The sequence below is a fragment of the Thermogutta sp. genome (genome assembly GCF_039793925.1).
In the GTDB taxonomy this organism is placed as follows: Bacteria; Planctomycetota; Planctomycetia; order Pirellulales; family Thermoguttaceae; genus Thermogutta.
Genome location: NZ_JBAMME010000029.1, coordinates 1 through 1729 on the forward strand (window position 1 = coordinate 1; position 1729 = coordinate 1729).

The following is a 1729-nucleotide window of genomic DNA, read 5'->3' on the forward strand; positions in this document are numbered from 1 at the left end:
GTCGCCCGATCTGGCCTCCCGGACTGTAATCCTGGAAAAGGCCCGTCACCCGCGCAACAAACTGTGTGGCGGAGGGGTCACTCCTGACGCGGAAAGGGTGCTGAAAAATCTGGGCTTGGATGTGACCGAGGTGCCTCACGTGGATCTGGATTGGGCCCATTTCCTCTTTGAGGGGAGGGGAGTCCGTATCCGGCTGGGTGAAGGCTACGGTTTTCGCGTAATTCATCGGGAAGAACTGGATGCCTGGCTGGTCCAAAAGGCCCGGGAGCACGGCCTGGCCATTCTGGAAGAGACATCCGTTGAGCGAATCACACTGGAGGCAAGAGGAGTGAAACTCCTCACCTCGAAAGGGGCATACCTGGCCGAAGTGGTTATTGGCGCCGACGGGGCCCACAGTGTAGTGCGGCGCGCGGTACCAGGTTATCAGCGTCCCCCCTTTGCCTGCGCCTTGACATTATGGGTAATGCCCAAGGAGAAGTCCCCGCACCTTCCGGATGCGGGATATTTCGATTTCTTTTGCATTTCCCGTGGAGTGCCGGGGTATGTGTGGGACTTCCCCATTTTGATTCGGGGGCGATTGATGCGGTCATGGGGCATTGCGAATTTCGCGATTGGTTCTCGTGAGAGTCGCCGCCAAATGACCTCTCTCCTGGCAGAAGAGATGGCCCGACACGGTTACCGTCTGGAGGATTATCCGCTCTATGGCGAGTCCGTCCCCGTATTTCGGGCAAACGGGGTTTTTTTCGCTCCGCGTATTCTGCTGGTGGGTGATGCGGCGGGAGTGGAGGGGATTTTTGGAGAGGGTATTGGGCCCGCATTAGGCCAGGGAGCGATCGCCGCAAGGAGGATCGTGGAAGCCTTTAAGTCCGGAGACTTTTCATTTCAGAACTACCAGAAAGAACTTTTGAAGAGCCCTGTGGGCCGGTCGGTCCGACGGCGGACGGCTGCTGCGTCCATCTTCTATCGCCTGCGCCAGCCTGGGTTGCAGCACCTGCTCTGGTGGCGGCTGGGCCGGGTAACAGGGTGGATCGTAAAGAATTTTCTGCTGGGCTGGACGACTTGGGGCAGTAACCGGAGGGCCTTATGAAACCAAGTTGGCGAACCAAGTTGGTCGGCTGGTGGGAACGGGCTATTGCTGTGAGGGCTCAGGATGAAGAGGAGACCCGGCTTGGCCGTCTCTTCAACACCCTAATGTTTATCAGCACAGGCACAGCAACGGCCATTGCTCTGACCTTTGTAATTCTCCGGCTCCTAGGGCTTATGGAAAACGTTGCTTTCTGGGTAGCCGTGGCTTTCCCGGCGGCCTATCTCCCCCTTTCCCTGGCTTGTTTGATTTGGGCCAAGCGGGGACGAGTGAAACCAGTTGCCAGCTTCTATTCTTGGGTGAACTTTGTCAGCGTTTCCCTGGCGATCCTGGTCTTTGATGGGCTGCGGTCCCCCGCATGGCCCCTTCAATTATGGACTATTGTGGTCGCTGGAACCCTGGCATCTCCGGCTTATGCTCTGCAGATGACGGGTTTACTGGCAGGATACGGCATCCTGCTGGCTCTCCTGGGCCTGTTTGGAGTCTACGCTCCTCCGCTCTCGGTGGGGCCAGGGCGGGAAATAGCCACAATCGCCTTTGTGATGATCATGCTGGTTTCCACGGGGGGCTTCCTAACTTACCTGAATATGCGCAGCCTGCAGGATGCTCTGAGTCGCCTGCGGTTGACCAGCCGGGAACTGGAGG

Annotated in this window: 2 protein-coding genes; both read left to right on the forward strand. The window is 58.0% G+C overall.

What is annotated here, in order from left to right; genetic code table 11:
- Nucleotides 1-1087, forward strand: a 1087-nt coding sequence (locus ABJK56_RS01175) for an NAD(P)/FAD-dependent oxidoreductase (RefSeq protein ID WP_347242836.1), incomplete at its 5' end; no start/stop codon positions are given.
- Nucleotides 1084-1729: hypothetical protein (locus ABJK56_RS01180; protein WP_347242837.1), on the forward strand; the 646-nt coding region annotated here is incomplete at its 3' end. The genes ABJK56_RS01175 and ABJK56_RS01180, both read left to right, overlap by 4 nt.